Below are 17,034 nucleotides of genomic sequence, written 5' to 3' on the forward strand. Positions count from 1 at the left end.
CGGTTTTTAACGGCTTGGTTAATTGGGTAAAAGTAATGAATTGATAATAAATAAATTAATCCATGTGATTTGCAGGGATCACCGGTTTAAATGTCCGGTAAATAATGGTGTCATTGTTAAAACGTTTAACCTGTATAAAAGTTCGCAGGTTTATATCGTATTCGATCTTGAGTTGTCTGTCAGATATCCAAATCAACCTTATAGCATTTGGGTTAAGCCAGGCCTTACCATGATCGTTATCAACGGTAAAAATATTTCCCACTTCTTCTTTATCCAAATCGTCGCCGGCATCTTTAACAGATACCTGTAATGAATTACCTGATGTGGCGTTGCCACCTTTCCAAAACAAGATGGCCTGCGTAGTTTTCGAGGGATTAATTGATTTTTTGATAAATGCTGCCGGCCCGGGCCCAAAGATTTGGAAACAACCTGATATGGTAACAACCGCAACGGCCCCAAAAATGAATCTTATTTTTTTAAAATGTAGTTTAAAACGCATAACGAATTTATTGACTTCTTGATTGATTAAATCGTGACCCTTATGCCTGGCTTAAGGTAATACCCAAAAACGCCATCCGCTCCAGTAATCGTGGTATTGTTGCTCAAATCCAAGAAATTGGCTGGTTAGCGGTAAATCATGGTCTTCTGCATATGCATTGTATTGCTCATCACTGTTAAAATCTTTTAACTGTTTGGTGTTAAGATTGTACACCAATACGCCGCTATCGGTGGTGGCGCACAATTTTTCGCGCCTCACCAGGTAATTTTTCACAGCCACCTGATTTTTTCCCTTCGGATAAAAATAAGGCAGCAAATCGCCGGCCTGCATAGTTTCGCCATATCCAAGCGGAATATTAGCCTCGTCGCCCAGGCCGTGATTGCCATAATAGGTAAATGAAAATACAAACAGCGATGCATAAACAATCTTAAACAGCCTGTTAAATGTTCGTTTATTAAACACGGGCTTAATTCCTTTTGCAGTCAAAAAAACCAAGTGCACCACGCCCAGCAAAACGCTGTAAATAATACTCAGGATAGCTATTTTAAATAACTCGAAAATAAAGTGACCCGCTGCTGCCATAACAATTGAATATTTATGCAATAATATTAAAAGTACTTTTAATCACAAAGTTAATTACACAGTAGACCTTAATTGGACTAATTGACCCAGGCACTCTATTTATTTGCCAAAGTATTTTTTGTATTCCGCTTCCACATCCAGCATATCTACATTATGGGGTTGTTTTTGGGGATTGAAGAAGTAAAGGTTTGATATAAAAGCAACGGTATCTAATTTAATTCTGTGAACTACACCGTTGACCTGTTTAAACTCAAGGTATTTATAGGCAGCATCAAGCTCTATAATTTTGATAGACTGTTTTTTAAGAAAAGTTCTTGCTTCGGAGGTGTAAAACATTTGATCGTCGGCGCCGGAATAAAACTCCTCGTCGGTTGATGCTTTGTGGCGTTTTTGAATTTCGGTGGTATCTAAAATTGTAAAAACGGCTGCGGTAGAATCGACGATGAACGTATTGCCTTTAACTGACGATGCGTTTTGCGTGGGCCGACGCTTGGTGGTTATTTTTTTATCCGTTGTTAAAACCCGTTTGTCGGTTTTTTCTCTATGACTTTTTTTTATTGGTGACGTAGATCCAGCAAACACAGATAACGCGATTATCAGTACGTTAATTTGACATTTCATATAAAAGAGGTTAGGCTATTTTTCCTGTTTCTGCATAAACATCCAGCGCTGCCCTTCCAAATCGGCAGCGCGGTAACGGGTGCCAGGATAGCCTTCTTCCAGTACAGATAATATGGTGGCACCGTTGCTTTTAGCGTGTTCATAATGCAGGGTTACATCATCCACATAAACCAAAACCCCGTTAATAACATAGGGCACCTCGTAAGCCTTGGCAACTATTGTGCAATTTTGCGCGTGGTGCTTGGGGCTTTGATAATCTGGCGTGGGCTCGGCTAGCATTACCAGGCTTTCGCCCATGGCTATTTCGCCATGGCCCAGGCGGCCTTGCTCATCAGTCATGCGGGTTACCTCGGTAAAACCAAAAACCTTGCAAAGCCATTCCATTGCCGCTATGCCGTCCTCATAGGCCAGCATAGGTATAATTTGTTGGTTTGATGTACTCATAGCTCGCTGTTTAATGTTTAACAAATAATCTTGCAATGGCAAAATACCCAATATCACAAACTACAATGATAACGTAAGCCCAAAGTAGTTCGCGTTTATACAATCGCAACTGTTTATGAAAAAAGACCAGCAATACAGCTGTTAACACCAATAAATGGAACACAAGCAGGTAGTAGCTTTCTATAAACAATGCCCAATAAGCAATGCCGGTCATATCTGCCTGCACCTTATTTTTTGTCGCGAAATGCGAATTGTAGTGGTTACGCAAATAGACCCTTAAAAAAAACAGCACTACCCTATCTAAAATATAGGTGCCACTTATCAGCAATGATGTGATAATAATCAGCGCATCAAATTTTATCTTACGGAAGATGCTTATAGGCATACTTAGTCATTTACAACCAGCTTATCGGGCTTTGAACACCAATCGTGCTGTATATTGGTCATCAACAGCGCATTATCAAACACAATAGTTCCTTTTGGAAAAATCGATTCGTCCTCAAAAAAGCTTGATGATACTTTGCTTACTTCCAGGGCTTCTACCTTCCAGTTTTCTGTATGCAGCAACAAACCTTCATATTTATCGCCATTCGGTGAATAGCCTGTAGCACCCGCCTTAAAAAAATCAGATGCAGTATCTAAATCCTTAAAAACAGAATCCACGTTAAAAGTACCAGTAATTTTAGCATCTATGCTAATGGTAGTACCGTCCGAGCTTTCAAAAGCTACATGATAATTGCCGTTATGCTCATTAACATCAAACCGGGCATGGTAATGCCTGCCCGGAAATATCCTGCCGCCAACAATGGTGTTGAAACGGGATGAAGTATCCCTTCGGGGAATGTAAACACCTTCTTTAATTTCACCATCTTCCTGCCATTCAACAGCAATGCGGTGCGCGCCGTTTTCGGAACCCACCCCAACAAAAGCGGGCATTCCTTTAGGCCTTACATCTTTTAACCGGATAAGGCAAATACCCACGATGGCTTTACCATTAACAATTTTAGGACTAAACGGGGCCGGAACTATTAATTTGGCAACATCGGGATCAACGGCAAAGTTAACCAATATGCGCCTGTCAATAATGCCGGTAATGGTAGGTATTTTCATGTGAAACGTTAGTTAAAAACTATTCGGCAAAATCTTCCAGCACACCGTTATACTCGTCCCAATCCGGGTCGGTATTGGCGGTAATACTGATAGGTAATTCATCAAAGCCTGCCAATGCCGCGTTCAGGCGTTCGCCCGCAATATCAACATCAGTAGTATACCATGCCCACCATCGTTCGTTTTCGCCAGTAAATGAAAAAGCCAGGATGGTTTGGTTATCCTCTTCCAAAATATCTGCAAGCGCTTCCTCAACCTGTTCCATCAGATCAAGGTCTGTTTCATGCGGCAGCAAAGTTTCGTTAGGCGAATTATATGACCATATCACATCCATCCGATGGTTATAAAAAGCGGTATCAATAAAGTTTTGCAGGTAAGGTCTGAATTTCACAAAAACAGGCAGCCCTCCGTCTGTCGAAAACTCGAGTGAGATCCATGAGTCGCCCAGGTATAAATCTTCAATCATGTACCAATATTACAAAAAAGGTTTGCGATTATTAAACTTCGCAAACCTTTCATTTTATTTTTAAACCAGTTTAGTTTAGTGTTTATATCATTGTACCTCAAACTCCTTTTTTAGCTTAATATCTTCCGATGAACTGCCTATCATCACCATAAACTTACCGGGTTCAACCGTCCAGTTCATATTTTTATCCAGCAGGGCCAGGTCATCAGGATGTATGGTAAACTGCACCGTCTTTTTTTCGCCGGGTTTCAGGTTTACCCGTTCAAAACCGCGCAGATCATACTCGTAGGTAGTTACACTGCTTACTTCGTCCTTCAGGTATAGTTGTACCACATCGTCGCCGGCGCGGGCACCTGTGTTGGTTACATCAACGCTTACCTTTACATCGCCCTGGGAATTTCCATTTTCGGGCGATACTACCAGGTTACTGTATTCAAATTTAGTGTAACTTAAGCCATAGCCAAAAGGATATAAAGCGCCATTTACGCTGGTTTTGCCCCAGCTGTTCTGGCCGCCCTGCCCTGCCTGGGCATTGGGCTTAAAGGGAAAGTTAAACTCAATTTGTCCTGTTGTTTTGGGGAAAGTGATAGGCAGCTTACCACCTGGATTATTATCACCAAACAAAGTTTCGGTTATTACCTGCCCGCTTTGCACACTCGGGAACCAGGCCTCTAAAATAGCCGGAACGTATTTATTTTCCCAGTTGATGGTAAGCGGCTGACCGTTTATCATTACCATAACCACGGGCTTGCCGGTAGCCTGCAATGCCTGTATCAGCTTCAATTGCCTGCCGGGAAGGTTTAAGCCGGTGCGCGACAAGCTTTCGCCTACCCTATCTACATCTTCGCCTACAACGGCAATAACCACATCCACATTTTTGGCCTGGTTTACGGCGTTATCAATTTCTATTTGTTCCTGGTGGGTTAGCGGCGTTTCAATAATCTCGCTCTCGGGCCAGGTGGCATCTATCATATCGCAACCTTTGGCATATACAATTACGCCATCGTTACCCATATAATTAACCAGCCCATCGTACACACTGGTAACCGGGTTATGCGATGGGCCGTAGCGGCTAATGGCATAATTGGTTTCTTTAGCAAGCGGGCCGGTAACCAATATCCGGGGATATTTCTTTTTATCCAAAGGCAGCAAGCCGCCTTCATTTTTTAACAACACCATCGATTCGCGGTTCATTTTTAGCGACATGGCGGCATCATCTGCCGTATGTACAACTTTATCGGCGGCTTTCGGGTCTTTAACATAAGGGCTATCGAACAAACCCAGGCGGAATTTTACCCGCAGCACATCCCCCACCCGCGAATCTATCACCTTCATCGAAATCTTGTTTTCTTTAATCAACTCGCGCAGCGGCAAAATAAAGGTTTGCGGCATGGTAAAGTTGGTACGCACGTTAAGGCCGGCCTCAACCGCCTGCCTTACAGCTTCTTTGTAATCGGCCGCTACGTGATGCTTTGAATAAAGGTATTCAACGGCTTCGCTATCGCTTACCACATAGCCATTAAAGCCAAATTGCTGGCGAAGTAATTGCGTTAAAAAGTAATAGCTACCTGTAACAGGCACGCCATCCCAATCATTATAACTACTCATTACGCCCATAGGATGTGCTTCCTGGATAACCCGGCGAAAAGGGTATAAATAAACCTGGTGCATTTCCCTTGGCGCCACATGCGGATCGGTACGTGCCGCGCCATCGCGGCCGCCTTTAGGCACGCTGTATACAGCAAAGTGTTTAAGGGTTGAAGCAACCCCTTCCTCTTGTATACCCAAAACCATTTGTTTACCCATTTCGGCAATATGAAAAGGATCTTCGCCATAACATTCTACCACGCGACCCCAGCGCTGGTCGCGGGCGGGGTCAAGTATGGGGGCATACACGTTGGTATAGCCCAAAGCTTTGGCCTCGCGGCCTACGGTTTGGCCTGCCTGGCGTACCAGTTGTTTGTCAAAAGTACTGCCAATGCCAATTGGTGCCGGCAAAGGTGTAGCCCTGTCATGGTTCAGGCCGTGAATACCTTCGTTGGTAAAATCAACCGGGATGCCCATGCGGGTTTCTTCTACAAACCATTTTTGCACGGTATTAATTGCCGATGCATGTTTGCTAAAAGGAAAAGAATATTGCGTAGGTGCGTCATCGGTATGCGATGTAAGGTTGTTCAGTTCCTCATCTATATTAGCTATACCATCTTTCCATATCTCGTTTTTCCAGTTGGCGACAGGCATTTCGTCTTTGAGTACCCGTTTATAGCCGTAAAGGGTGGCCATCTGGCATGTTTTTTCATCAACGGTCATCTGGCTTAGTAAATCGGCAACGCGCTTGTCAATAGTTTGCGATGGATCTTCAAACACATCCATTTTACCATTTTTGTTAAAGTCTATCCAACCTTTATGATAAATATTTTTTTGTTGTGCCGACGCCGATAAGGAAAGCCCGGCAGCAACTGCCGTTGCCATGCAAATGCGCGGCAGGTAATACTTTTTTCTCATGTAGATGAATTGCGGTTTGTACTTCAAATATAGGAGAATATAGTAATGCCGGAAACAAATCACTAAGCTGTTACAATGCCCCCCGGCCCCCTGAAGGGGGAGTGTTCAATACCATCAGTTAAGCAAAACAGAAATACCAATAATCGAATAATGAATTTTGAATATCCAACACCGAAGTTTTCTTTCATTATTCGTTATTGGGCATTCGGTGTTCGATATTTAAACTGTTCATAATTCTTCAACTTAATCACAATTGAGAGAATATTAATAAGCTCAACAAATAACCTATAAGTTTTACTCCCCCTTCAAGGGGCCTGGGGCTACAACGTCTTCCTAAAAAATGCCACAGCCAAACTATCTACTTTCAGGTGCACCGCATGCCTGTCAACAGATGGATCGTCGGTAAATAACATGGGGGCTTCTTTTTTTACAGGTTCGATAGCTTCTGACAGCATCACATAATGCCCCGTTTTGCCGGGATTGATGTATAGCTGCGATCCTTTTATTAACTGGTGGTAATGAATGGCATTAGTTTTTACCGGCGCTATACTGTCGCTTTGCGAGCCCACGATATAAACAGGACTGCTGATGTTTTTTACCTGCTGCATTTTTACAAAACCGGGACCCAGGGCCGGCGAAATAGAGAAAAATGCTTTGATACGCTTATCTTTCAGCGGAGGATAATGTTTTGATTCGGCTAACAGCGTGCTATCATCCAGCGATTTTACCAGGCCGGGGTATTCGGGAATTTCAATTTCTTTACGGCCTGCGGTTTTATAATAGTTGCGCAGCACATCAAAATCAAATTCGCCGCCTGCAAGGGCTATTACCGTAAACCCCCCAAATGAAAAGCCTGCCGCCCCTATCCTGTCGGGATCTATCACTGCCTTAAAATCCCGGTCGTTCAGCAGCGAGGTTAATGCAAAACTGATATCCTGCGGGCGCTCCCAGGCCTTTAAAAACTCCAGCCTTATCTTGTTGTCATAAGTATTGCCCCAATGATCCACAGCGGCCACAATAAAACCCTTTTGCGCCAACGCGGCGGCCAGCCATTCCAGCGTTAAACGGCCGCCACCCGTGCCGTGCGATAGCATAACAACCGGCAACTTAACCGCAGGCAGCTTTCCGTTGCGTACAGTTTGTATACGGGTAAATGGCGAAAAGTATTTATCGGCCTGTTTTACCGAATCCGTCGTTGGGTACCAAACCTCGGTTGTTACCGGGCGGTTACGCTTTTGATCTTTAAACTGAAAGGTGCGCTGGCCAATATTGGTTTGAGCTAAAACGATATTGCTTGATAGTAAAAATATAAAGCTGGTTATAATTTGCTTGTACATAATTTGCTGTGGTTTGATAATACAAAGCAAGCCTTTATCATTATTAAAAAGATTGACAATTATCAATAAATCAGGTTAGTCAGTTGTCATTGGTCATTGGTCATTGGTTTGGCGGCCAGGCAAAAACTCCCGTGAAGTTAGCGTTAGCGTAACTCGTGGATTACCCTGCTTTAAGCCTTTGGCTTAAGTTCAGCTGAAAGCTGAAACCATGTGACCCACGAGCTGGAAGCTCGCGGGAGCTTAGGACTTACACTCCCCCTTTAGGGGGCCGGGGGGACTTCAACCGGCTAAGCGTTTCCTGCGAAATGCCCAGGTAATCGGCCACTATTTTGTTGGGCAATCGCCTGATGATATCCGGACGGGTGTCCATCAGCACCTGGTACCGGGTTTTTGAATCCATGGTAATCAGGCTCTCTATCCTTTGGATGGATGCAATATAATCCTGCTCAAGCCCGATGCGGTACATGGTTTCCCAGCCGGGAATTTCTTTTAGGAGGACATCCCTGTCATGCCGACTTAATACCAGCAGTTCCGATGCCTCCAGGCTTTGAATAGCTGCCAACGATGGCGTGCCGTTTATAAAACTCGGGAAAGCCGTTCCCATATGGTTTTCAAATATCAAAAACCTGGTCGACTCATTCCCGCTGTCATCAACCAGGAAAACCCTGAGGCATCCCTTTATTACAAGGTAGATATTTTTGGCTACGCTGCCCTTTGGCACCAATATTTCGTTACGCCTGGCATGTTTCAATTTAAAACAACGCTCAATCAGTTCCTCGTGCCTGGCAGAAAGATCAATCCTGCCTGAAAAATACTGTTTTAAAGTTGGATGCATAATACCGGCTTAAGGCCCTTATTTGATGTGTAGGTAACAGATGTGCAGATTAATAATTCCTTTTAGTTTATTTGATAAATATGCAACATCTGCACATTCAGAATCTGAAACCTGTACGTCATAACCATTTGTAATTATTAAGTTACAACTAAACTATTAACTTATAAAATATCTAACAATATATAAATTTACTAAACCATACTTCTATCATGAAAAAACTTAAATTTTTGCTAACCCTGTTGATCATTAATGGCTTAGTCATCAATAAAAGTAAAGCTCAAACCGACACAGCCGCTATAACCTTTAAAAGCACGGCCAATTTACCCTACCCGCTCACCTGGACAGCCACTGTTACCGATGGTAATTACATATACGCTGTTGCCGGCTATAAAGGCCGCATGGGATTTTCAAACGAGGTTTTAAAGTACGATCCGCAAATAAACCGGTGGTCGGTTTTTGCCGACCTTGGCGGTAACCGGATGCAGGCAGAGGCTGCGTATGTGCCTGCCATGAGTAAAATATACGTTTTTGGTGGTGTCAGCGGACAGTACCGCGCCAGCCAGATTTACCAGAGTGTGCAAACCATTGATGTTAAAACCGGCCAAGTTAACAACCTGCACGTGATGAATCCCGAAGCTACCATTTATGGTACCGCACTGGAGTGTAACAACAAGATATACTTATTTGGCGGCAGCCGCGAAAAAAGCCGCACCAGCAATTCGCTTTATGAATTTGACCCGCAGACAGAGAAATTTACCCAATTGGCCGCTATGCCCGAAAGCCTGCAAGCCGCCGGAGCGGTTGTTAACAATGTGATTTATACTATTGGAGGTTACGATGCCTTTTTAAAACGGGCATCGTCAAACGTGAATGCTTATGATATAAAAACCAATACCTGGAAAACCGTTTGTAAATTACCGCAGTTCCTATCGGCCAATAGTGTTGTTGCAAGCGGCGACAGGATATTTGTAACCGGCGATTACGACGACGAAAGTCTTATAGGCTATTATGATATTACGGCGGGTAAATTTGTAAAATTAAAATCAAACATGGAGCCACGTCGGGCAACCGGTTCGGCTGTTTATAGTAACTATTTGTTTGTATTTGGCGGCACCACCAGGTTTAAATCGGCCAATAGTTCAACCTTGCAAACCATGCAGGTGGCCAACCTGGCTATGTTTTTACATACCAGTGCCAGTAGGTAGCAATACCATTGTGTGATAAAGTCTATACTAATTTTCGATTGCTGGATTTTGTGCATGGTGAGGTAGGCAGGGAAACGCATCTAAATAGTTAATGGCGATAAGCTGTTATTTAATAATAGCTAACGGAATAAGCTTATGGCGTCGCGAAGATATAAGAATCAAACAATACCTTGTTTTTATTGCTGATCCGGGTTAAATTACCGGGGTACCGAAGTGACTTGTATTGGTCAACAACAGGCACAAATATTTGGATGCGCCTAAATTACGCTATCAGTTTAGTGTTAACCATGATAAAATATAAGATATTAACTATCAAATACTTGCAAATATTTTTCCTGAAATGTGTTAAGTTATGTTAACCATGTTTAGACGACTTTTGCCCTGAGGAGATGGAAGGATTTCAGTATTTTTTTCGATCCTTACTTTATATTTGTTGCGATTTCGTTTCAATTTCTATTTTATAAAAGGCCATAATGTTACCTTTTACTGTTTCACCTGTTGAGCAATACTGCACTTTATAGCAAGCTCTTATAAATACCGCAGTTTTCGTCATCAAAACAAACAAAAACCACCTCTTTAATACTGTCGTTCCCGGCCAAAAAATTCTGTACTGTTTTTATGGCGATACTTGCCGCCTTGTTTTTAGGGAAATGGTAAATACCCGTACTGATATTTGGAAAGGCAATAGTTTCCACATGATTTTCGACAGCCAGTTTAAGGCTATTTAAATAAGCGGAAGCCAGCAATCCATCCTCGCCTTTACCACCATTATTATAAACCGGCCCAACCGTGTGTATAACATATTTTGCGGGAAGATTGCCGCCCGTGGTAATTACCGCTTCGCCGGTTTTGCAGCCCCCTGCCTGTTACGGATTTGAATGCACTCTTCCAGTATAGCCTTACCACCGGCCCGATGGATAGCGCCATCAACTCCCCCGCCGCCCAATAACGATGTGTTGGCAGCATTAACAATAGCGTCGGCTTTAATTTTGGTAATATCGCCTTGTACCAGCTTTATTCGTTGGTTAATCATTGTAAAATAGTTTAGTCTTCGGCCGCCTCTTCGCCTTTGCTGCCCAATTCAACAATATCACCCTGTTGAAATAAAATGGCTTTCAATGTGGTGCGCCAAACGGGCTTTTTACGCAGCAAAAATTCCAAATCCATGCCAAAATGTTTAAATTCCTCCTGCTGGGCATTTTGCATAATGGCTTTGGCATCCTTGTCTGTTTCTACAGCTATGCGTTGCTCGTACCAGTTAATGGCCTCGGCCTCCTCGGTAAGCGACACAATCATCCTTGCAAATGTGCGGGTTTCGGCCGATAATTCATTTACTGGTTCGTGGTATTGATCGAATGACATAATATTCTTTTTAGAGATAAAACACCGAACGCGGATTTTGTTTGAACAGATAATTATTTATGGTGAAAGGCGGAAAGGTTAAAGGCGAAAACTTAAAGATAGAAAGTGGTGTGTGAAACTTTGTTATTCGCCGATATGTTTTATTTATTATTCAATCAGACAGTCAATTTTGACTTTTGAATTTTAATTTTCAATTAATTTTGTAACCTACGTGAATCATTCTCCGTAACATTGTCATAATCCGATTTTATGCAGCCTAAAACTTTATTCATTTTATTGCTAATAGCATCGCCTTTTTTCTGTTTTGCCCAGCCGGGTGCTGCCACCTACACTGCAAATTTTCACGRCCAGCAAATTAAACTTAATTTGGCCAATGGTTTTAGCGGGGCAAGCCAAATACAAATGGGTTCCGTAACCTATTATGCCAACAGCGGCCACCCCGATGCAAGCAATCACCTGATGTTCCAGTCAAGGTATATCCAAAAAATCGAATATTTTGTACTCTCCAACGTCCTTGATTCTTATGATAAATTGCCGGCCTTTATCACTGCCAAATATTACCGGGGGCGAAATGCTGTTACCATAAGGTTTAAATTGGATAAATAACCAAACGTTAGTTCGACGCAGCTAAACTTACTCAGCCCAAAATCAATATTAATTTAAAATTCCATTAACATCGGGCAATACTTCAACATTCACTCAGAATTTGTATATATGTTTGTTACATAGCGTTAATTTTCAGCGCGCTGACTGACTTTCTTAATACTCATAATTCAATACCGATATTCAATGATGGCCCAGTCCTTTATTGCCAAAAATCAGGATATAGTACAACTGGCTTATTTTGCCGTGATTATTACGTTATTATGGTGCAGCGAAGTTATTTTTACAAATAGTATTGCCACTGAAAAGTTTAAACATACGCGTGTAAACCTGCTTTTTATTTTAACGGCACTTCCGGTGCAGTTAGCTATGATAAGCCTTGTACTGCTTGTTTCTGCCTGGGTAAACCAGCACCATTGGGGCYTTATTAATTATTTGCCTTTTCATAAAAACCCATGGGTATACTATACCAGTTTATTTATACTGATGGACCTTTGCGAGTACATTTATCATGTTATTATGCACAAGTTTGATTTTCTATGGAAGTTCCACCTTGTTCATCACAGCGATTTAAAGGTTGATGTTTCAACCACTGTAAGGGAGCATCCGGGCGAAACTTTTGTACGCACCAGTTTCCAGATGCTTTGGGTTTTCTTGCTGGGCCCCGTGGCTATGGTGCTTGTTTTAAGACAAACCGTGCAAACGTTTTCAAATATAGCGGCGCATACCACGCTCAGGCTACCCAATCGTATCAACAAAATAGTGGGCCTGGTTTTTATTACACCTAATTTGCACCATGTGCACCACCATTACCAGCTGCCTTATACCGATTGTAACTATGGTGATGTTTTAAGCATCTGGGACCGCCTTTTTGGCACCTTTGCTGAGCTTGAAAACGAGAAAACCATATTTGGGGTAGATACGCACCTGGAGCCTTCAAAAAACAGCGTATTTTTAAATATACTGAAAATTCCGTTTCAGAAGCTGGAACGTAAATAATCCTGTAAGTTATGTTTCAACGCCAAGTATGAAGTTATCATCATTACTAATTACCTGTATTTTATTGTTGCTGATAACCTTTGGATGTAGTGATAATAGCTACGGGCAAAGTAACGGCATTATGTCTAAATTCTATTTCCCGGGCGCTATAGGTTTAAGCCAGCCACTGGGCAATGTAAAATCAGATCTGGATATGCAGGCGGGGCTGATGATTACCACCGCACTTGAGTTTAGGCCGGTTGAAGGAAATGCGCTGTTTTACAGGTTTAATTACGATGCAATAACAAACCATTATAAAGAGGTGTACTCAAATTCGCCCACTAATGTTAACACCGGGAAGTTATCTTCATCCATTTTTTCATTGGGTGTGGGTTACAGGCATAAAGCCGGCGCAATAAAGTTGTTTGGATTGATACAGCCCGGCCTTGGCATAAACAGTTACGACAGAGTAAATTTTAAAACCGGCACTATAACAGTTGACCAGGTAAGCCGCCGCCATTTATCTTTTAAACTTAGCGCCGGGGCAGAGTACTACCTGGCCGAGCATTTTGCCCTGGTATTTGAACCTTCGTACTTTTACCTGTCGCCCCGCGGCAATTATCATTTACTTAACCCGCAAAGCTTAAATGTTAGCGTTGGGTTTACTACTGTTTTATTTTAAGCAAAAGCAAAATTGATCCGGCTTATTTTGACTCTGTTTTAAGGTATTGATAGCCCAATATATACAGGCAGATGATGCCCAGCAAAAATCCGCCCAATACATCGGTAAACCAATGGGCGCCCAGGTATACCCTTGACACCGGCACCGCAAAAATCAAAAGCAGGCAAATGGCCGAAACAATGACCTTTATAGCTTTGGGGATGGCTTCGAGCCGCAGCATAAGGATGATTAAGAAACCGAAAAAAATTACGTAAAACAACACGTGACCGCTGGGAAAACTTTGCTGCTGATTTTTTGCTACTACCCTGATAAGGTCTTCCGTTGGCCTGGGCCTGTTTACAGCCACCTTAATAACCGTACTGATAAGGCCCGATAACATGGTTAGCACCACAAACAAAGCCTCCTTTTTATATTTGAATATAAAGAAGATAAGGGCGGTGCAAAGTACAATGACAGGCGATGCCGGCACATATCCCGGCCAGCTTATAGCTTCCATGATACTGTCCAAAACAGGGTTCTGGTGTTCCTGCACCTCTTTTGAAAAATTGAGATCGAACACAGAAGCCGGGTCGAAATAAACAAATACGGTAAGCAACACGAAACCCACGGTGATGGCTGCCATGGTATAGTTAAGAATCTGTTTTCGGCGCGCGTTCAAACTAAATAAGTACTTGGTTTAATAAAAGCTTTGCAATATACTGTTTTGCTGTATTTATTAAAAAGCGCAACCAACTGCGGGTACAATACCTTCTTTATCTTTAGTTAAAACAGCTTCACCATTTTTAAAGGTTACTACCCAAATGCTGTCATAATCGTCATCGGGCCATTTTAAACCTGCATCTTCTATACCCAGCGCCCTTACAACGGGTGCAATGCCCCCGTGTTCCCACGCTACCAAAACCACGCCAGAGCGGCTTTTAAGATCGGCCGCTAATCCTAACGAATCTTTTTGGGCGCGACTGCTGTTAACGACTAAATTATATTTAACAGCAAGCGGCACAATAGTTTCAAACATACGGGCATGCTTTGTAGCCTCGCCTAAACCTAGACCGGGCACAAATATAAATGCCGGGATACCAAATTTGGCGGTTATTACCGCCGGAAGCTTTAATGACCGGTTTAAACCCTCGCAGGTAAGGTTATCGCCTTTAAGCGGCTTCTCAGCATGGCGGATGAAGACTATTTTTAAATCATTGGAAATGCTTTTTTGACCAAAGGCATTTAAACAACAAGCGTTTATAGCAATAGTTGCAATAAATAAAATTTTAAAAAACTTCATTTTGGGGTTTTAAATCAATTATTAAGATGACTCGTATTCGGGATTATTTTCTTTTATAAAAAGAAATAGTTGCTAAAGAACCAGGATAGTCCCTTACTTCGGTGTTTGTATAATATCCGGAGCCATCCGCAGCAAAACATACACCTTCGCCTTGCGGTTCGTTATTAAAGTAAGGGGCGTATTGCGGCTTTGTGAGCAGCCCGGCAGTTATGGAAAGGCCTGTGGGCAACTTCCAGTACCATATAGACTCCTTGCTCCTCAATAAAATTTCGCTACCATCGGCAGATATATCGCCACTTGTAGCTTTGTTAAACAGCAACTTAACAACAGGAGTTAAAATTGTTACCGCAATAGTACTTTGTGGATACCTGGCAACATAAATTTTTGAAAGGTTATTCTCTTTACTGGCAATATAAATATCCGTTGTTTTTGGGTCAATCATTAGGGTCTCGGCATTACGCGAGCCATCCGGATATCTTAATTCTATTTTATCTACGTCGGTTATATCCATTGTAACCGGCAGAACTTTCCCGGTTAAATCGGGTTCCGGGAAACGGTAAATTATTACCGTTTTATATTTCGCGTCGTTATCGCCTATATCGGCCACATAAACATAGCTTTTACCTGCAACAGGACCCGGGCCTACGGCTATATCTTCCCAATCGCGGTTGCTTTCCTGGGTTAAAGTAAGCGTTCCTTTATCGGCACCGCTTCCGTTGGTAAGGTAAACCTGGTTTGGGTTGCCGCTATCGTTATGAATATATAGCAATCCAGGGGTTAACCTGCTTGCGGCGATGCCCGATATCTCTACCAGATCTGTCCGGAAAAGATGATTGGTTACCGGCACCGCGTTAAATAGCCTTGTAGTATCTAACGACGCAGGATCATAAGTTGGAGAGGGAAATACAACCGGGGTAACCGGCGGTATTATTGCCACCGTATCTTTTACCGGCACAATACTGCTGCCTGTTTTTTTACAGGCCGTTGCAACAATTATCAAAAAACAAAACAACCCACATTTAATGTATTTTGTTGTTTTGGTTACATTAAACGGGGTTGTCATACTATAATTTGTATTTAACTAATAAACATTAGTGTTGGTTACCGGTACCATCAGTTTGGTAGCAACCGATATCTTTACCCGGAGGCGTTATACCACTTGAACCAAAGTTTGGATCAACCGGAACATTAGCAATAGCACTAAAGCTGGTATAACCTTTGCCTACAGCAGGTGAGCCTGCCTGAAGACGGAAGTTAAATGCATCAACAGAGGCCTGGTTTACAAAATTCAGGTTCGGAAGCGGGTAGTTTACAAACATTGGGTTGTTTTTACCTACCAACGATGTACCATCATATTTAAAACCGAAGATGTAAGAAGTACCTAAAAATGCTTTTAAGTTAGGGATATCAGTAGCCTGAGGATGAGTAACAACTGCCTGCGCTATGTTTGTAGGTACAAACTGATTGGCAATAGCAACGTTATCGGCATAATAAAAATTATAACCATAAGCTGTTTTAGTAATAGGGCCATCAGCGTGGCTTAAAGTATCGGCTAAATAAACTTTAGCAGTAACGTTGTTACCACCTGCAATGCGCACACCAAAATCGCAATCAACAATAAGGTTGTTGTAAGCTAAAGCCCTTGAATTATTTTCAACCTCTACAGATCCGGAACGGGCACCGTAAACGCCATGGTTTCTGAAACCACCATTCACGTAAGTATTATTGTACATGGCTATCTGGCATTGGATTGAGCCTTTTGCACCGTCATTTGCAGATTTTGTACCATTTGTAGCACCACCAATAATAAGGTTGTATGCCATATTGCCTTGTGTACCACCTTTTGCATTAAAACCATCGCCGCCAAGGCCTCCGCATTTTTCTAATGTGTTTCTCATCATGTTGATGTTGCCACCGTAAAAACGAACAGCATCATCAGGCGTACCATAAATCCACGAATCTTCTAAAATGAAGCTCCCATTTGGATTTTGCCAGTATATAGCATACTGATCGCCAGTTGATGGGCCAGTGAACGGAGGCGATTTTAAGCCAGCGCCTGCAAAATCAAGGTGTGTCCACTTAATAACTAACAATTTGCAGGTAACATCGGCGTAAATACCGCCCCATCCGCCTGCATATGCAGAATCTGTTGCGGCTGTTGAGTTACCTGTAGTTTTAGTTCTGCGCGGATCAGTTATAGTAACCGGGGCATCTTTTGTACCTAAACTAACCAAGGTGCCTTTCACAATAAAAGTAGCAGAGTTAGTTACTTTTACAGTAACCCCTTTTTGAATTAAAAGCGTATCGGTTGCATTAATGGTAACATCGCCAGATACGGTGTACGTTTTGCCGGCAAGCATTGTGCCTTTGATTGAGCCGGATAGGGGCGCAGTATTGCTAACCGCCTGCCCTACTTGCAGCAGCGGAGCCGATATAACGGCGTTATCTTTACTTTTGCTGCACGCTGCCAGTACCAATACTGATAGGCAAACCAATGCATTTCTTAAATTTTTCATGATTAAATGGGTT

At 42.5% G+C, this 17,034-nt stretch carries 19 protein-coding genes and 1 pseudogene; 4 read left to right on the plus strand and 16 right to left on the minus strand.

What is annotated here, in order from left to right; genetic code table 11:
• Positions 1-55 precede the first annotated feature (55 nt).
• From AC1DV1_RS06815 to AC1DV1_RS06860, 10 genes are all read right to left on the minus strand, one after another.
• Complete coding sequence (locus AC1DV1_RS06815; RefSeq protein WP_477356877.1) at positions 56-499, minus strand: hypothetical protein; 444 nt, start codon at positions 497-499, stop codon at positions 56-58.
• A gap of 51 nt (positions 500-550) precedes the next feature.
• Positions 551-1,081: a hypothetical protein gene (locus AC1DV1_RS06820; protein WP_477356879.1), complete on the minus strand. Its 531-nt coding sequence runs from the start codon at positions 1,079-1,081 to the stop codon at positions 551-553.
• Positions 1,082-1,180: 99 nt separating this feature from the next.
• Complete coding sequence (locus AC1DV1_RS06825; RefSeq protein ID WP_477356880.1) at positions 1,181-1,702, minus strand: hypothetical protein; 522 nt, start codon at positions 1,700-1,702, stop codon at positions 1,181-1,183.
• A gap of 15 nt (positions 1,703-1,717) precedes the next feature.
• Positions 1,718-2,146: a VOC family protein gene (locus AC1DV1_RS06830; RefSeq protein ID WP_477356882.1), complete on the minus strand. Its 429-nt coding sequence runs from the start codon at positions 2,144-2,146 to the stop codon at positions 1,718-1,720.
• A 10-nt stretch (positions 2,147-2,156) separates the two neighbouring features.
• The gene (locus AC1DV1_RS06835) at positions 2,157-2,531 is read right to left on the minus strand and encodes a hypothetical protein (RefSeq protein WP_477356884.1); all 375 of its coding nucleotides are present in this window, start codon (positions 2,529-2,531) and stop codon (positions 2,157-2,159) included.
• Between the two features lie 2 nt (positions 2,532-2,533).
• Entirely contained in the window at positions 2,534-3,256 is a 723-nt protein-coding gene (locus AC1DV1_RS06840; protein ID WP_477356886.1) for a DUF2071 domain-containing protein, read from the minus strand.
• 19 nt (positions 3,257-3,275) lie between these two features.
• On the minus strand, positions 3,276-3,719 hold the full coding sequence (locus tag AC1DV1_RS06845) for a DUF695 domain-containing protein (RefSeq protein WP_477356888.1): 444 nt from the start codon (positions 3,717-3,719) through the stop codon (positions 3,276-3,278).
• An 87-nt stretch (positions 3,720-3,806) separates the two neighbouring features.
• Entirely contained in the window at positions 3,807-6,224 is a 2,418-nt protein-coding gene (locus AC1DV1_RS06850; RefSeq protein WP_477356890.1) for a glycoside hydrolase family 3 N-terminal domain-containing protein, read from the minus strand.
• 320 nt (positions 6,225-6,544) lie between these two features.
• Positions 6,545-7,561 (minus strand): alpha/beta hydrolase family protein, encoded by a 1,017-nt coding sequence (locus AC1DV1_RS06855; protein ID WP_477356892.1) that lies wholly within the window; start codon positions 7,559-7,561, stop codon positions 6,545-6,547.
• 247 nt (positions 7,562-7,808) lie between these two features.
• On the minus strand, positions 7,809-8,396 hold the full coding sequence (locus tag AC1DV1_RS06860) for a Crp/Fnr family transcriptional regulator (RefSeq protein ID WP_477356894.1): 588 nt from the start codon (positions 8,394-8,396) through the stop codon (positions 7,809-7,811).
• A gap of 209 nt (positions 8,397-8,605) precedes the next feature.
• On the opposite strand from AC1DV1_RS06860, the gene AC1DV1_RS06865 reads away from it, so the two are divergent.
• Positions 8,606-9,601: a Kelch repeat-containing protein gene (locus AC1DV1_RS06865; RefSeq protein ID WP_477356896.1), complete on the plus strand. Its 996-nt coding sequence runs from the start codon at positions 8,606-8,608 to the stop codon at positions 9,599-9,601.
• 515 nt (positions 9,602-10,116) lie between these two features.
• On the opposite strand, the pseudogene AC1DV1_RS06870 reads toward AC1DV1_RS06865, so the two are convergent.
• A pseudogene (locus AC1DV1_RS06870) lies at positions 10,117-10,634 on the minus strand (O-acetyl-ADP-ribose deacetylase).
• Positions 10,635-10,645: 11 nt separating this feature from the next.
• Complete coding sequence (locus AC1DV1_RS06875; protein ID WP_477356898.1) at positions 10,646-10,963, minus strand: ferritin family protein; 318 nt, start codon at positions 10,961-10,963, stop codon at positions 10,646-10,648.
• 249 nt (positions 10,964-11,212) lie between these two features.
• On the opposite strand from AC1DV1_RS06875, the gene AC1DV1_RS06880 reads away from it, so the two are divergent.
• The 3 genes from AC1DV1_RS06880 (at position 11,213) to AC1DV1_RS06890 (ending at position 13,226) form a co-directional block, all read left to right on the plus strand.
• The gene (locus AC1DV1_RS06880; RefSeq protein WP_477356900.1) at positions 11,213-11,569 is read left to right on the plus strand and encodes a hypothetical protein; all 357 of its coding nucleotides are present in this window, start codon (positions 11,213-11,215) and stop codon (positions 11,567-11,569) included.
• A 183-nt stretch (positions 11,570-11,752) separates the two neighbouring features.
• A complete protein-coding gene (locus tag AC1DV1_RS06885) occupies positions 11,753-12,565 on the plus strand; it encodes a sterol desaturase family protein (protein ID WP_477356902.1) in 813 nt (270 codons plus the stop codon).
• A gap of 28 nt (positions 12,566-12,593) precedes the next feature.
• On the plus strand, positions 12,594-13,226 hold the full coding sequence (locus tag AC1DV1_RS06890; RefSeq protein WP_477356904.1) for an outer membrane beta-barrel protein: 633 nt from the start codon (positions 12,594-12,596) through the stop codon (positions 13,224-13,226).
• 22 nt (positions 13,227-13,248) lie between these two features.
• Here the strand turns inward: AC1DV1_RS06890 and AC1DV1_RS06895 are convergent, their stop codons facing one another.
• The 4 genes from AC1DV1_RS06895 to AC1DV1_RS06910 all read right to left on the minus strand — a co-directional run bounded on the left by AC1DV1_RS06895 (position 13,249) and on the right by AC1DV1_RS06910 (position 17,021).
• Complete coding sequence (locus AC1DV1_RS06895; RefSeq protein WP_477356906.1) at positions 13,249-13,848, minus strand: phosphatase PAP2 family protein; 600 nt, start codon at positions 13,846-13,848, stop codon at positions 13,249-13,251.
• A 93-nt stretch (positions 13,849-13,941) separates the two neighbouring features.
• Positions 13,942-14,505 (minus strand): histidine phosphatase family protein, encoded by a 564-nt coding sequence (locus AC1DV1_RS06900; protein ID WP_477356908.1) that lies wholly within the window; start codon positions 14,503-14,505, stop codon positions 13,942-13,944.
• A 43-nt stretch (positions 14,506-14,548) separates the two neighbouring features.
• Positions 14,549-15,568 (minus strand): hypothetical protein, encoded by a 1,020-nt coding sequence (locus tag AC1DV1_RS06905; RefSeq protein ID WP_477356910.1) that lies wholly within the window; start codon positions 15,566-15,568, stop codon positions 14,549-14,551.
• 28 nt (positions 15,569-15,596) lie between these two features.
• The gene (locus tag AC1DV1_RS06910) at positions 15,597-17,021 is read right to left on the minus strand and encodes a hypothetical protein (RefSeq protein ID WP_477356912.1); all 1,425 of its coding nucleotides are present in this window, start codon (positions 17,019-17,021) and stop codon (positions 15,597-15,599) included.
• Positions 17,022-17,034: the final 13 nt, after the last annotated feature.

The sequence above is a fragment of the Mucilaginibacter sp. P4_D1 genome (assembly GCF_056401935.1).

Excerpts from the sequence above, each read along its gene's own strand:
- AC1DV1_RS06865 (WP_477356896.1), top strand. The coding sequence starts at position 8,606 with ATGAAAAAACTTAAATTTTTGCTAACCCTGTTGATCATTAATGGCTTA.
- AC1DV1_RS06895 (WP_477356906.1), bottom strand. The coding sequence starts at position 13,848 with ATGGCAGCCATCACCGTGGGTTTCGTGTTGCTTACCGTATTTGTTTAT.
- AC1DV1_RS06830 (WP_477356882.1), bottom strand. The coding sequence starts at position 2,146 with ATGAGTACATCAAACCAACAAATTATACCTATGCTGGCCTATGAGGAC.
- AC1DV1_RS06910 (WP_477356912.1), bottom strand. The coding sequence starts at position 17,021 with ATGAAAAATTTAAGAAATGCATTGGTTTGCCTATCAGTATTGGTACTG.
- AC1DV1_RS06835 (WP_477356884.1), bottom strand. The coding sequence starts at position 2,531 with ATGCCTATAAGCATCTTCCGTAAGATAAAATTTGATGCGCTGATTATT.
- AC1DV1_RS06840 (WP_477356886.1), bottom strand. The coding sequence starts at position 3,256 with ATGAAAATACCTACCATTACCGGCATTATTGACAGGCGCATATTGGTT.
- AC1DV1_RS06845 (WP_477356888.1), bottom strand. The coding sequence starts at position 3,719 with ATGATTGAAGATTTATACCTGGGCGACTCATGGATCTCACTCGAGTTT.
- AC1DV1_RS06820 (WP_477356879.1), bottom strand. The coding sequence starts at position 1,081 with ATGGCAGCAGCGGGTCACTTTATTTTCGAGTTATTTAAAATAGCTATC.
- AC1DV1_RS06900 (WP_477356908.1), bottom strand. The coding sequence starts at position 14,505 with ATGAAGTTTTTTAAAATTTTATTTATTGCAACTATTGCTATAAACGCT.
- AC1DV1_RS06860 (WP_477356894.1), bottom strand. The coding sequence starts at position 8,396 with ATGCATCCAACTTTAAAACAGTATTTTTCAGGCAGGATTGATCTTTCT.
- AC1DV1_RS06815 (WP_477356877.1), bottom strand. The coding sequence starts at position 499 with ATGCGTTTTAAACTACATTTTAAAAAAATAAGATTCATTTTTGGGGCC.
- AC1DV1_RS06890 (WP_477356904.1), top strand. The coding sequence starts at position 12,594 with ATGAAGTTATCATCATTACTAATTACCTGTATTTTATTGTTGCTGATA.
- AC1DV1_RS06875 (WP_477356898.1), bottom strand. The coding sequence starts at position 10,963 with ATGTCATTCGATCAATACCACGAACCAGTAAATGAATTATCGGCCGAA.
- AC1DV1_RS06850 (WP_477356890.1), bottom strand. The coding sequence starts at position 6,224 with ATGAGAAAAAAGTATTACCTGCCGCGCATTTGCATGGCAACGGCAGTT.
- AC1DV1_RS06905 (WP_477356910.1), bottom strand. The coding sequence starts at position 15,568 with ATGACAACCCCGTTTAATGTAACCAAAACAACAAAATACATTAAATGT.
- AC1DV1_RS06855 (WP_477356892.1), bottom strand. The coding sequence starts at position 7,561 with ATGTACAAGCAAATTATAACCAGCTTTATATTTTTACTATCAAGCAAT.
- AC1DV1_RS06825 (WP_477356880.1), bottom strand. The coding sequence starts at position 1,702 with ATGAAATGTCAAATTAACGTACTGATAATCGCGTTATCTGTGTTTGCT.